Raw genomic sequence first — 12,657 nt, forward strand, 5'->3', positions numbered from 1 at the left:
TCGAACTCATGCTTCCGATAAGCTGGAGGTATGAGTCAGGACGTTGCACTCGCAATCTTTGAATTTGTTGTTCTCCTGTTAGCGATCTCCATCCACGATGCGGCGCAGGCGTGGATGGCCGCCCGCCTCGGCGACCCCACCGCCAAAATGCTGGGCCGGATGACGTTGAACCCGGTCAAGCACTTCGACCTGCTGGGGACGCTGATCTGGCCGGCTCTGTTTATCTTCCGCAGCCCGCTGGTGCTCGGCTGGGGCAAGCCCATCCCCATCACGACTCGTAACCTCAAGCGCTACAAAGACGAGATGTTCATCTATCTCACCGGGCCGCTCGCGCATCTGGCGGCTGCTGCGGTCTGCCTGCTGATCCTGGTGGTGCTCAAGCACACAGTTGCCGGCACGACCGAATCGCTCGATATCGCCTCGCGGCTCGCCTTCCGCGACCCCATGGTCTCGACGCTCGACCTGCCGCCGGTCTTCCCCATTCTGCTGTTTCTCTATTACGGCATCCTCGTAAACCTTCTGCTCTTCGCTTTCAACCTGGTGCCATTGCCGTCGCTCGACGGCGGTAAGGTACTGCGCTATTTCCTGCCCTACAACGCCCAGCAGACCTTCGACAGCTGGAGCTTTTACCTCATGATCGCCTTCTTTTTCATTGGTTTCCGGATCATCCTCTTCATTCTTGTTCCCATGCTGACGATATTCGACAACGTCCTGAACGCGCTTTAGGTCAGGCCGATCAAGTACCATAAAGTTTTTGAGGAATTCGGCAGGGAATGACACTTTCGACGACTGAATCAGGGCAAAATCCGGCGAGCACCGGCGAACGGCCGCGCGTACTGAGCGGAATGCGGCCGACAGGAAAGCTGCATCTCGGCAATTACATGGGAGCGCTCTACAACTGGGTGAAGTTGCAGCATGAGTACGAGTGCTACTTCTTTCTTGCCGACTACCATGCGCTGACCACCGACTACGCCGACACCAGCAAGATCAAGGAGAACCGGAGCGACGTGCTGCTGGATTTTCTGGCGGGTGGCCTTGACCCGAAACTATGCACGATCTTCGCCCAGAGCGCGGTTCCGGCCCACTTTGAGCTTCATGTCCTGCTCAGCAACATCACGCCGCTCTCCTGGCTGGAGCGTGTACCCAGCTACAAGGACCAGCAGGAGCAGTTGCGCGAGAAAGACCTCGCAACCTACGGTTTCCTCGGCTACCCGCTGCTGCAGTCTGCGGACATTTTGCTTTACAAGCCGAAGTACGTGCCGGTGGGACAGGATCAGGCCGCGCACGTTGAGATCACGCGCGAGATCGCCCGGCGCTTTAACCATATCTACGGCGCGCGCGAGGATCAGGCCCTTGGATCGGCGCACTCCGATAAGGAGAAGCTGGCAGAGGAGCTCTCTTCTCCCGCTTCGATAATCCTTCCTGAGCCCGATGTACTGCTGACGCCCTCGCCCAAGCTCCCTGGCCTCGATGGCCGCAAGATGTCGAAGAGCTACGGCAACACGATTCTGCTCTCAGAAGAGGAGCCAGTGCTCCGGCAGAAGCTGAAGGGCATGGTCACCGATCCGGCGCGCGTGCGCCGTACCGATCCCGGCAATCCGGAAGTATGCCCGGTCTTCGATCTGCATAAGGTCTTCTCGAGTGAAGAAGTAAAGGCCGAGGCCTCTGAGGGCTGTCGCACCGCAGGTATCGGCTGCATCCAGTGCAAGGGTTGGCTGGCGGACGCGGTGGTTAGGGAACTGGTTCCGATCCAGGAGCGTCGTCGCTACTTCGAGGCCAATCCGGACGAAGTTGCGTCGATTCTGCAGGCAGGAAATGCGCGCGCCAACGAGCGTGCCAACCAGACGCTGCAGGAAGTTCGCGTCGCGATGGGTGTCGACTAGCCATGGCTGACGAGATTGTTCAAAACGAGGCTGAAGATCGCGGCGGTCGTGCAGACGTGAGCGGGGATGCAGGTCCTTCGACTCTGCTGCGCTCCGCTCAGGAAGACGTTTCTGAGGTGGTGCGGGAAGAGGTTAGTGCTGCGGCTCAGGAAGACGTTGCAGTGGTGTCTCAAGGAGAGCCGCAGGAGCCGTTTGCTTTGGAGCCTCGTCCCATCGCCGCGCCTCCGCCGGAGTCGAAGCGCAGCGACGCGAAGAAAAACTCGGTGGCCAAGGAAGAGGCGTCGCAGTCGCCGTTCTCCGTCACCGTGGGGCAGGTCTATGACGGCCCTTTCGACCTGCTGCTCGACCTGATCCGCAAGCAGAACATCGACATCTACGACATTCCGATCTCTCAGATCACGTCGCAGTTCCTCGAGTACACGCACCACTTGAAGCAGGTGGATGTGGATTCAGCGGGCGAGTTCATCTACATGGCTTCGCTGCTCATCCACATCAAGAGCAAGACCATGCTGCCGCGCGACCCGAGCGACGTTACTGGTGTGGACTCCGAAGACCCGCGGCGGGAGCTGGTGGAGCGTTTGCTCGAACACGAGCGCTTCAAGGCTGCCGCGCAGATGCTGATGCAGAAACAGCAGATCGAGGACGCAACGTGGTCAGTTCCCGGCATTCGCGAGTTCCGCGAAGATACCGGTGCTGAACGCGAGATTGCCGCCGACGTACCGGACCTTGTTCGGGTCTTTCAAGACATCCTGGCGCGGATGCGGTCTCGGCCAGTGTTGAATGTCGATGAGGAATCGGTGACTGTCGCGCAGATGATCGAATACGTAAAGCGCCGGCTGTTGATGGAAGAGAAGCCTGTCTCGCTGCGCAAGCTGCTGCACCAGACCCACTCGGAGCGCGCGCTGATCTGCATGTTTCTCGCGATGCTGGAGCTGGTAAGGCTACAGGCCGTCCTGCTGAATCAGCCTGCGTTGATGGGCGACATTCTCATCAAAAAGACGGAGAACTTTGACACGGTCTTCGCGGATCAGGCCCAGACGCGGGACGATTGGCGATAACGTCTATGGCGATCACCCACGTCTCAGAATCGAGACGTGGGGCAGCCGAATAGCGGCTACTTCGTGATCTTCACAAACTCGTCGGTCTTCTCCCAGCGCACGTGCAACTCGGTTGAGGTTGCCGTCGTGTTCTCGAAGCTGATCGACATGACCTCCTGCGGGCTGGACATCGGCTTCGCAGTCATCGGAACGCGGCCCAAGTCCTTGGTTACGTCATACTCCGTGCCCCACTGGCCCGTCTGCTTGTTGATGATCAGCAGCCACTGCTTCTCACTGGGATAGGTGTAGATCGTGTGCGTCCCGGCTGGCACCAGGAGGTTGCCGAAGTGCAGGTCGCTTGAGGTGGTCAATGTGGTGGCAGGGTTCGCGCCGGTGCGCCATACCTTGCCGTAGGGGACCAGGCCACCCACGATCTTGCGGCCGCGCACAGAGGGGGAGTTATAGGCGATGGTGATCTTGGCGTCGCCCATGGCGACGCTGGCGGTTGCGGCTGGACTGGCGAGAGGCTTGCTGGAGTCAGCCATTTGGGCACATCCCAGCGTCGGAACGGCGAGAGTGGAGCTGGCAAGCAGCAGCGTACAGGCTAGGGAGCGGAGAAACATTTTGGCGGGTCTCGCTTTCTTCGATTCAGCTAAACGAACGTCTCCGATGTTCAAGCGTGACGTGGCGGGTGTCAACTGCGGCTGTTTGCCGGATGGAAGTGCGGGGCGGCTCGTGCTAGGCTTAAAGCATGCACCCGTAGCTCAGCTGGATAGAGCGGCAGCCTCCGAAGCTGTAGGTCAGAAGTTCGAATCTTCTCGGGTGCACCACCTTCGCTTCTCAGCCACCTTAGATATTCTGTGTCTTCAAAGACGGGCGCCTGCGCAGGTGGTCGCTCACGCGCCTGCCTCTCGCATCGCACAGTCCTCGTGCGATGAAAACTCCGCAGTGTGGAATGCCTGCTCCTTACACGTCCACCTCTCAATTCCGAACGCGTTCAAATAATTCTTGACGTCCCATCGCCTCCAGGGCATGATTTGAACATGATCAAAAAGATCGCGCTGCCGACGATAGATTCGCTCGCTCAGACTCTCAGGCGGCTTGTTCAAATCGGCTCGATCCAAGCTGTGCAGGAAAGCTGAGCTTAGCGTCATGATCAGATTCGAAAAGACGACGGTCATCGATGCCCCAATTGAGCGTTGCTTCGATCTCGCTCGCAGCGTCGACGTGCACCTGGTCGCTAACGTCCACTCTGGCGAGCAGGCGCTCGCGGTTGGTGGAATCACCTCAGGCCTCACCGGCCTCGGCCAGCAGGTGACTTGGCGCGCGAAGCACTTCGGCTTCTGGCATGACCTGACCAGCGAGGTGACGCTCCTCGAGCCGCCATTCCATCTTCAGGTGACGATGATCAAGGGCATCTTTCGGTCGATGCAGGCTGACCATATATTTCGGGTCCTTCCGACTGGCGCAACCGAGATGAAGGACATCTATGCCATCGCTGCGCCGCTTCCCATCCTTGGACCGACTGCGGAGTTCCTCTTCCTGAGACGCTACATGCTGGCTCTTGTGCGCGAGCGCAATGCTGTGATCAAGCGAATCGCCGAGTCCGCGGAATGGCCACATTACCTTACTGCCGTTGAGACAAAGCGAAAGGATGTGTTGCAATGAAGATCGTCATTCCCGGGGGCACTGGGCAAGTTGGCCACATTCTCGCCCGCCACTTTCACCGGCAAGGTCATGCCGTAACCGTTCTCAGCCGTATCCCTCACGCCGCACCCTGGCGTGTCGTTGCCTGGGATGGTCTTACGCTCGGTCCATGGATAAACGAACTGGACGGATGCGAGGTCTGTATCAATCTCGCTGGCAGAAGCGTCAACTGCCGATACACTCCAGCAAACCGCCGAGCCATCTTCGAATCGCGTGTCCGGTCAACGCAGGTACTCAACCAGGCTATCGCTGCTCTGGCGAACCCTCCTGCCGTTTGGCTCAACGCCAGCACCGCCACGATCTACCGTCACGCACTGGACCGCCCGATGGACGAGGTCACAGGTGAGTTCGGCGGCGACGAGCCGGGCGCACCCGACACTTGGAACTTTTCGATTCAGGTGGCGAAGGCGTGGGAACAAGAGTTCTTCTCCACCACCATTCCTGGGACGAGGAAGATCGCGCTACGTAGCGCCATGACTCTGAGTCCCGACCGCGGCGGGGTCTTCGATGTCTTCCTTGGCCTGGTTCGCCACGGACTCGGAGGCACAACACTTCCGGGCAATCAATATGTGTCCTGGATCCATGAGGCAGACTTCATCCGTGCGGTCGAATTCCTCATTGAGCGAGAGTACATCGCTGGGGCCGTCAACCTTGCCTCTCCCCATCCGCTGCCGAACCGCAACTTCATGCGTATCCTTCGCCAGGAATGGGGCACGTCCATAGGCCTGCCGGTCGCTGGGTGGATGCTCGAAATCGGGACCTTATTTCTGCGCACAGAATCCGAGCTGATTCTCAAGAGCCGCCAAGTTATTCCCGGCCGTCTTCTCGACGCTGGCTTCGAGTTCCTCTATCCCGATTGGCCTGACGCTTCACGCGAATTGGTCATGCGATGGCGCGCTCGTTCTTCAATGTAGAGAAGAAACTTGTCCTGTCGGACGGACCCGCTGCGCGCGGGGCGGTCACTTCGTGACATGTTTTGGGCTTCGCGTGGTGCTCCCGCTGGTCGCAAGCAAGCTGATTACTGCGGCGTGAGTTCGTTCAACGGCATCGTTGTGGGTGCGGTCTCCGGCTTGCGTGGGCGAATCTTTGCCGGGACGCCGACAGCGATTGAGTTCGAGGGGACATCTGTAATAACTACCGCGTTTGCTCCAATGGCGACGTCATCACCGATCTTGATTGGCCCCAGCAACTTGGCGCCAGCGCCAATATCGCAGCGATTGCCAATCACCGGCGATCCGCGAATGAGTCGATGGCGCAGGCCGATCGTGACTCCATTGCGCAAGATGACATCATCGCCCAGCACGGCGTCGCCGCTCACGACGATGTCGAAGGCGTGCTCGATGACGAGGCGCTTGCCAACCACCGCTTCGCAGGGAAGCTCGACGCCGGTGACCATCTCGCTGAAGACCTTGAGGACTTTATAGAGCATCGAGAACGGCTTGCGGATCAATCCTGACTTGATCGTGTAGCGCCACTGCCCAAAGCGATAGGTCGCCATCGCCCACAGGCCACGGTGACCGATGTTGCCGCTGTAGGTGGCCCAGTCTTCCTTGAAGTCCTTGAACATCGCGAACGCTCCACAGGGTTATGGGATGGATTTGTACTCGATGATAGCCGCGTTGCCGCCGCGCTGGCGTTGCCGGCGATACCGAAGCTGGCCGAAGAAGATGGGAATCTGCTGCAGGTGTGAATGGACGCTGTATGCGGCGAGCAGTTTCGCGGATTCAGTTCTGCTTCGCACCTTCCTCGCGGTGCGTGTGAACAGGGCTAGCGCAACCAGCAGAAACAGAAGGATGGGTAGCAGCGACCACATCAGCAGCGAGAGCAGAACCGCGAACGCGGGCCCGCAGGTCCAGAAGATTCCGCGCGTCCAGTTGCTCTTGCTCTCGGCACGCCAGAGCGGATCGTTCGTGCTGGCGTACATCGAAGAGATCTCGGCATACGCATAGCCGGTGCGAACTGACCGCCGCCAGTACTGCTTGATCGTGTACATGGCGAGATCATGCAGTGTCATGGGGACATCGATGTGCAGGATACGATTGCCCAGTCCCCGCATGCGCCTGCAAAGGTCCGGCTCCTCACCCGCGATCAGGGATTCATTATAGCCGCCAACGCTTTCGAGCGCTGACCGGCGGACCAGAGCATCTCCTCCGAAGAAGATCGACCAACTGCTGCCAGAGCTCGACGCTGCGTTCCAATCCATATCGAAGATTGCGTTGTAGATCGAATCGACGGTGCGCATCTCGCGGCGATCTCCGTAGACGCCAGCGATGCTTTCATCCGCAAGCCGGGGTAGAGCAGTGGCCACAAACTCTGGATGGAGCAGCGTGTCTCCGTCGAGGAAGAGAATGAAGGGAGCATCCGTGGCGGCCCAGCCTGCGTTGCGACCGCGCGCCGCTGTCGTGGGCCCTTCGAGCACAATCGTCCGCACTCCCATGCTCTCTGCCAGTGCCACCGAGCTGTCAGTCGAGGAGGAGTCGACATAGATCACGTCCAGCAGGTCACCTGGGTAGTTCATTGCAAGGACAGAGTCGAGGCAGGCGCGGAGGCGCTCACCTTCGTTGCGTCCGATGACGACGACGCCTATGCGTGGAAGCGATGGGTTTGCAGTCGTGTCGCTCATACGGCTGTCTCGATCTCTGCGTTCGCAGGTTCGGCCTTCGGCGCGACGGCGTCAAGCATCAAAGCCTCCAGCGCCGCACCGGAGCGCTCCCAGGTGAACTGCTGGATGAGATCATGTCCTCGCCGAGCTAGTCGCAGGCGTAGCTCCTTATCGCGAACGAGCCGGATGATGTTGGCTGCTAGCGCTGCCGGATCTTTGATCGGACTTACCAGCGCGGTCTCGTTATCGATTGCAAATGCCTCGTCGGCGCCGCCGCGCGTCACGGCGATGGCACCGCCGCACATCAGGGCTTCGGCTGGTGGAAGCCCCCAGCCTTCGGTCCAGCTGGGGCTGATGAAGACTGCGGCACGGTTGTAGAAGCCATTCAACTTATCTTGTGGCGGCTGGTGGTGATACTCGACACCGGTGGGCAGATTGGGTGGCTCAGGATCGATGCCGAAGAGCGTCAGGCGCAGCTCTGGAATCGTCTGTCGCGCGATCTCAAAGGCCGCGAGTCCGTCAGCCGAACCCTTCCATTCCACGATGTGATAGAGCATCAGCAACTGGTGTGGATCGCGATCCTCAGACGGCACCGTCTGCTTGAAGCGCGAGAAGTCCATGCCGTTCGGGATCAGATGAGTCGTCAGTCCCATCTCCGTGGCAATGCGTTGCAGCCAGCCGGCGATGACAATCTTTTCCATCGGGGCTTTCCATGTGTCGAAGACACGCTCTTCAGGCCCGGACCACGTCTCGAGATGCTGAATCATGTAGAAGCGACGGCCCTTGCTGGCGGGATAGGTGACCGCCCATTCCGCAGTCTCCCATGCCGTGGCGACGACGATATCGGCGTCCGGAGTGTTCGCTGGCGATAGATCTTTCGTCCATGCCATGCCCACCCGGGGAGATACGGTGAACCAGTGGTCGGGACGGTAGCCGTTCGTCCATTTTTCCTTGAAGTAGCGTAGCCAGACGGTCAGCTTTGTCCTTGGCCCGAGAGATGAGAATGGTTCATCGATCCGCAGCAGGTTCGGATGAATCACCTGGACTTGATGTCCCCGTGCGGCGAGGAAGTTCGCATACTCATAGACGACCTTGAATCCCCCCGCCGGCTTGGACGCGGACATGGGAAGAAGGAACGTGATGCGAAGGGGATGCGCGCTGGAACTCATAGCTTGTCCGGGCGCTAGGCCTCGGAGCCCTCCTTGAAGAAGTAGGCGACGCGACGGGCGACGAGTTCAGGTTCCATCGCGGGATCGAATCCGCGAACGCCGCGCTTTGCGATCAGGTCGGCCCAGGGAAGATGTGCCGACTCCTCGATTCGCCGCGCCAAGAGCTCTTCGATGCTGCCAATTACGCGTGCCGGAACTCCGCCAACGACCGTTCCCGGAGGAACGTCTTTCGTAACGACCGCACCTGCGGCGACGATCGCGTTGGGGCCGATCGTGATGCCGGGCATGACGATCGCGTTATGCCCGATGAAGACGTTGTCCTTGATGCGCACCGCCCCCACCCCTTCAAGCGCGACGTTGTACGCACGGTTCAGCATCGCGTTCGAGCCATCATGGCCGAGTATGGTGCATGTCGCGAATTGGACGTTATTTCCCAGTTCTACATACTTTGGGTCCGAAAACTGAGTCGACATCAGGATGCTGCAGTGCTCGCCCTGAGCGTGGAAGACCTTTCGCGCGCGCAGGAAATCGGCGTATTCAACGCCGTCTGGCCCGCACAGCTTCAGGTAGAGAGAGGTGAGTCTCCCGGTCCTGAAGGCGATCTTTCTGACTAGATTCTTGAACATAATTCAGAGGCCCTGCTTATCCCAGAATGAGCTTCTTGACGAAATGGCCTATACCGAGAAATCCAAGGAACATGGCAGTCGAATAGATGTCCTGCCGCCAGACACTGACCTTCTCTTTCCATACCCCATAGGTCAAGACAAGATAGAAAGGAAAGTCTCCGGCTGCAACGCTGATGACTGCTCCACGAAGACCGAAGTGGGCGAAAGCGATGGGGAGTGAGAGGAACATCGTAGCGCAGAAGCACGCCGTTCCAATGGCGTTATACTTCGACTTTCCCAGTGCGAAGAGAATGTCCCCAATCGTTGCATACATCAACGTATGCCAAAGCCCGAGCGCGAGAATAGGGATCATCCATCCGGTATCTACATAACGCTTGTCGTAGATGTGCGTGACGATGAGACCGCCGAAGTTGACTACCAGGCTGAGGATCAACGAACCAGCGGCCAGCACGAAGAAGCGGTATTTGAGACAGTTCTTGCGAAACTCCGGAAGCGGCAGGTGTGTCATCTTTGCGATGAAGGGAAGACCCACGCGGTAGGAGAACTGCTGAATCACCTGCCGCGGGATGTCGGCAAAGGTGAACGCGACAATGTACACGCCCAGAACACTAAAGCTAATCAGCTTTCCCAGGATGAGTCGATCAGCCTGCGAGGCCAGATAGTAAAGCGCCGTACCGATCATGATCCACTTGCCGAAGTGGACGAGGCTGTGCACAGCATCTTTCTCCCAGGCGAAGGAGTTTCTCCTCCCTGGAAGAACAGCCGGAAGGTGACTGATCGAAGTCTTAAGCACAGAGGAGGCCAGTGATCCGCCTACAAGTGACCAGATGCTGTGGGTGGTCACTGCTAGACCGAACGTGACGAGGATGGTAAGGATCTGGCTGGAAAGGTCGATCATCAACAGCCGTTTGACACCGATGTGCCTGGCGGCCGTCATGAGGTTACTGCTCGCGAAGCCATCGATGACCGTGCTGAACGCGACGATAGGGATCAGCATGTAGAGCCGCGAATCATGATAGAGGTGCGCGACGGGAATCGTGAGAACCAGCGCGATGACCCAAAGGAGGCAGCCCCGAACCACCTGAATCGTCCAGGCGGTATCGAGGAAGATGGGCTCATCGCCACGTGGAGATCCAATGACCCCCGGAAGCAAGCCGATGTCAGAGATCAGCGTAGCTCCCTGTGTGATGGTCGCGACCAGCGCCATCAGTCCGAAGTACTCCGGCACCAGCATATGGGTCACTGCCCAATTGTTCACCAGGCGTAGTGACTGAGATACGCCGTATGATCCCGCGGTCCAAAGTGTCGCCTTCAGCGCTTTGCCTTCGAGATTGCGCTGGCTCGTTGCCTTGAGTACCTCGACAGCCGCAGCACCGCCTTCGATCTCTTCGGTGGTAAGCGGCGGCAGCAGCGAATCAGAGGCAGGCATTAGGCTCCTTGGGGCAGGCTGTTCAGAATGGGCGAGTCTTGGCCGCAGACGTATCCGGTCTAAGCAGCGCTCCGGCGGTAGTCGGCGATGGTCTTAGCCACATCGTCCTCAGCGCGCTTCTCGGTGATCCCGTTCAACACGATGGCGATGCCGGCGATCTTCAACCGTTCGAGGAGCCTTGCCGCGCGGACGAGTTCATCCTTCCGGGTCTCGCCGGAGTCGACAATCAGCACCGTACCATCGGCGGTGCGGGCAAAGTGCTCCGTGTAAGCCGAGGTAAACAGCGGGTCAGCAGCAACCAGGATCGTGTTGTAGTAACTGCGCGACCTGCGAAGCAGCTCAGCAACCTCCGACGCAGGAAGCGAGATAACGCGATAGGGATCCTTGTCGACCTCGGTGGAGAGCTGTGACGAGCCATCCGTCACGGACAGCAAGCGCGGATTTTGCTGCGCTGTTTCGGTATTGGATGCGACCGACGCCGACGTCTTTGCTGGAGGTTTCGATTGTCCCGGATGCAGGATGTTGACCACCAGGACACGAAGACCATTGCTCGCAAGCTCGGCTCCAAGCCGCTCCACAATAGAACTGGAGCTGCTGCGTCCTACGGACGGAAACACGAAGGTGCGGGCACCCGTGCGGCGATGGGCCTGGTCCAAACCGCCCGCCAGACGCAGGAAATACTCTCGCTGCATATCTGGCGAGAACTCCGAGTCGCTCAAGAGGAGTCCGATCGGTGGGAAGCCGACGACCTTGCGGATATCACGGCTGGTATAGATGTGCGGGTCTACCGCGTCGGCGATGAAAGCTGCCGCGAATCCGGAGATGAGGCACGCGATCAGCAGCGCACCATAAGCGATCGCCGTCTTACGCTTCACCGGGCCGTTGGGAGGCAGAGCCGCTGAGAAGAGGCGCACCGATCCGGGCGAATCGCCCTCTAGCGAGACGTTCTGCAGACGCGTCTCGACTACGCCTTCCATAGCCAGCAGACGGTCCACCTCGGACGCGATGAGCTGCGACTGCTGCAGTCTGGGACGGGCGGTCGATGCTTCCGCGGTTGTCTTCGCAATGTCAGTGGCGAGTTCGTTCTCCAGGCTTGTTGCACGCGCCTTGGCGGACAACGCCCGTTGCTGAATATGTGCTGCAGCCTTGCGAACTGCATCCCGATTGATCTGATCAAGTCGTTGATCAATCTCCGCGTTATCGTTCTGCATTTGGATGTAGGCGGGGTTAGTAGGCTTGAGACCCGTCATGAGCGAAAGGTTCGTCGCTTTCTTTGCGGTCAGCCCGGCTTTGGTGGCCGAGACGGTGCCATCAAGATTCACCTCTTCCTGAGCCGCCTGAAGCAGGGCCGGGCTGGGGGTACTCCCCGTGCCCAGGGAATGCAGTTCGGCGTCTGCCTCGATCGCCTTTTCGCGGGCATCGCCGTAGTCCCCGCGCAACTTATTGAGCCTATCGTCGAAGGGATTGGTGCCACCCGTTGGTTCATAGTGAGCCATGCCAATATCCTGCAGCAACTGGCTCTGCTTCTGCATCGCCGCGGCAAGCTGGCGTTCGATGTCTGCCTTGTCCTGCTTCAAGGTAGCCAGCTTTTGATCATGGCCAAATACTTCTTCGTCGCGCGCATCGGCAAGGTACTCCGATGTAATTTCGTTGACGAAGTCCGCAACTGTCGCCGGACGATCACTCTCAAGCGTGATCGAGACCTCGTAGCTATGTCCGACCTGTTCCACCTTCAAGGCTTTTTGAAGTCTGAGAATCTGGTTCTGCTCCGGCTCGCCAGGGAACACCGTCGGCCATGCCTGAGGGAACTTCCGTATCGCCTTCTGCAGCGTCTCATAGCGCGTGGCCGAGGTAATCTGTTGTTCCAGGAAGGAGTCGTACTGGCGGTCGTGGTCGTGGCCGTCGCCGCCCAGCGCTGTGGGGAAGACGGGCGACACGTAGACGACAGCGGTCGACTCGTACGACGGCTTCATGCGGTTGTGCAGCACCAGGCCGCCAAGCAGGCCCACTGAGAGAGCGACCCCGGCCGCTAGTTTCGCGTGCCGGCGGATGAGGTCGAGGGGCTGAATGCCAACCCGTACGGGCTCGCCGCTGGAGGACGCAGCTCCAGGTGGTGCGGCGATCGGGGAGAGCTCGCTGGTTGAGGGCATACTAGATCATTCTCCAGAGAAATGGATTTGAAGCATCATGCTTTGCATTTTTCC

At 59.1% G+C, this 12,657-nt stretch carries 12 protein-coding genes and 1 tRNA gene; 6 read left to right on the forward strand and 7 right to left on the reverse strand.

Features of this window, described 5'->3' with window-relative positions:
• The first annotated feature begins 30 nt into the window (after positions 1 to 30).
• The 3 genes from OHL18_RS08005 to OHL18_RS08015 are packed head-to-tail and all read left to right on the forward strand — an operon-like array spanning position 31 to position 2,941.
• A complete protein-coding gene (locus OHL18_RS08005; RefSeq protein WP_263374287.1) occupies positions 31 to 726 on the forward strand; it encodes a site-2 protease family protein in 696 nt (231 codons plus the stop codon).
• A gap of 47 nt (positions 727 to 773) precedes the next feature.
• The gene (gene trpS, locus OHL18_RS08010; RefSeq protein WP_263374288.1) at positions 774 to 1,883 is read left to right on the forward strand and encodes a tryptophan--tRNA ligase; all 1,110 of its coding nucleotides are present in this window, start codon (positions 774 to 776) and stop codon (positions 1,881 to 1,883) included.
• 2 nt (positions 1,884 to 1,885) lie between these two features.
• Entirely contained in the window at positions 1,886 to 2,941 is a 1,056-nt protein-coding gene (locus OHL18_RS08015; RefSeq protein ID WP_263374289.1) for a segregation and condensation protein A, read from the forward strand.
• Positions 2,942 to 2,997: 56 nt separating this feature from the next.
• Here OHL18_RS08015 and OHL18_RS08020 read toward each other — a convergent pair whose 3' ends face one another.
• Positions 2,998 to 3,543, reverse strand: coding sequence for a DUF2911 domain-containing protein (locus tag OHL18_RS08020; protein ID WP_263374290.1), 546 nt, complete (start codon positions 3,541 to 3,543; stop codon positions 2,998 to 3,000).
• 130 nt (positions 3,544 to 3,673) lie between these two features.
• Between OHL18_RS08020 and OHL18_RS08025 the strand changes: the two genes are divergently transcribed.
• The 3 genes from OHL18_RS08025 to OHL18_RS08035 all read left to right on the forward strand — a co-directional run bounded on the left by OHL18_RS08025 (position 3,674) and on the right by OHL18_RS08035 (position 5,541).
• Positions 3,674 to 3,750: transfer RNA gene (locus OHL18_RS08025), tRNA-Arg, on the forward strand.
• Positions 3,751 to 4,072: 322 nt separating this feature from the next.
• Positions 4,073 to 4,588, forward strand: coding sequence for an SRPBCC family protein (locus tag OHL18_RS08030; RefSeq protein WP_263374291.1), 516 nt, complete (start codon positions 4,073 to 4,075; stop codon positions 4,586 to 4,588).
• Complete coding sequence (locus tag OHL18_RS08035; protein ID WP_263374292.1) at positions 4,585 to 5,541, forward strand: TIGR01777 family oxidoreductase; 957 nt, start codon at positions 4,585 to 4,587, stop codon at positions 5,539 to 5,541. Before OHL18_RS08030 ends, OHL18_RS08035 begins: the two co-directional genes overlap by 4 nt.
• A 104-nt stretch (positions 5,542 to 5,645) precedes the next feature.
• On the opposite strand, the gene OHL18_RS08040 is transcribed toward OHL18_RS08035, so the two are convergent.
• Genes OHL18_RS08040 through OHL18_RS08065 form a run of 6 tightly spaced genes read right to left on the reverse strand, consistent with a single transcriptional unit; the run spans position 5,646 to position 12,603 of the window.
• Complete coding sequence (locus OHL18_RS08040) at positions 5,646 to 6,194, reverse strand: serine O-acetyltransferase (RefSeq protein ID WP_263374293.1); 549 nt, start codon at positions 6,192 to 6,194, stop codon at positions 5,646 to 5,648.
• An 18-nt stretch (positions 6,195 to 6,212) separates the two neighbouring features.
• Positions 6,213 to 7,250, reverse strand: a complete 1,038-nt coding sequence (locus OHL18_RS08045; RefSeq protein ID WP_263374294.1) for a glycosyltransferase — start codon at positions 7,248 to 7,250, stop codon at positions 6,213 to 6,215.
• Positions 7,247 to 8,398, reverse strand: a complete 1,152-nt coding sequence (locus OHL18_RS08050; RefSeq protein ID WP_263374295.1) for a glycosyltransferase family 4 protein — start codon at positions 8,396 to 8,398, stop codon at positions 7,247 to 7,249. Before OHL18_RS08050 ends, OHL18_RS08045 begins: the two co-directional genes overlap by 4 nt.
• Positions 8,399 to 8,412: 14 nt before the next feature.
• Positions 8,413 to 9,024 carry an acyltransferase gene (locus tag OHL18_RS23165; protein WP_317890471.1) on the reverse strand — a complete coding sequence of 204 codons (612 nt, stop codon included), beginning with the start codon at positions 9,022 to 9,024 and terminating at the stop codon, positions 8,413 to 8,415.
• Positions 9,025 to 9,040: 16 nt separating this feature from the next.
• The gene (locus tag OHL18_RS08060; protein WP_263374296.1) at positions 9,041 to 10,453 is read right to left on the reverse strand and encodes an oligosaccharide flippase family protein; all 1,413 of its coding nucleotides are present in this window, start codon (positions 10,451 to 10,453) and stop codon (positions 9,041 to 9,043) included.
• A gap of 59 nt (positions 10,454 to 10,512) precedes the next feature.
• A complete protein-coding gene (locus tag OHL18_RS08065) occupies positions 10,513 to 12,603 on the reverse strand; it encodes a GumC family protein (RefSeq protein WP_263374297.1) in 2,091 nt (696 codons plus the stop codon).
• Between the last annotated feature and the right edge of the window lie 54 nt (positions 12,604 to 12,657).

The organism is Granulicella aggregans, assembly GCF_025685565.1.
GTDB classification, from domain to species: Bacteria; Acidobacteriota; Terriglobia; order Terriglobales; family Acidobacteriaceae; genus Edaphobacter; species Edaphobacter aggregans_B.